Here is a 262-nt window from a genome sequence, read left to right as displayed (position 1 = left end):
TCCTGCTGGAGCTGGTGGAAGACGATGGTGTCGTCGATGCGGTTCAGGAACTCCGGGCGGAAGTGCTGCTTCAGCTCGTCGTTGACCTTCTGCTTCATCCGCTCGTAATTCGACTCCTGGTCCTCCGACGCCTGGAAGCCCAGCGACACCGCCTTCGCGACATCACGGGTGCCCAGGTTCGTGGTCAGGATGATGACCGTGTTCTTGAAGTCCACGATCCGGCCCTGACCATCCGTCAGACGACCGTCCTCCAGAATCTGCA

At 60.3% G+C, this 262-nt stretch carries 1 protein-coding gene; it reads right to left on the bottom strand.

Features of this window, described 5'->3' with window-relative positions:
* The coding region (locus OP04_RS48205; protein WP_033346826.1) for an AAA family ATPase at positions 1-262 on the bottom strand (262 nt) is incomplete at both ends.

The organism is Catenuloplanes japonicus (genome assembly GCF_000717135.1).
GTDB classification, from domain to species: domain Bacteria; phylum Actinomycetota; class Actinomycetes; order Mycobacteriales; family Micromonosporaceae; genus Catenuloplanes; species Catenuloplanes japonicus.
This window is presented reverse-complemented; position numbering and strand designations above follow the sequence as displayed.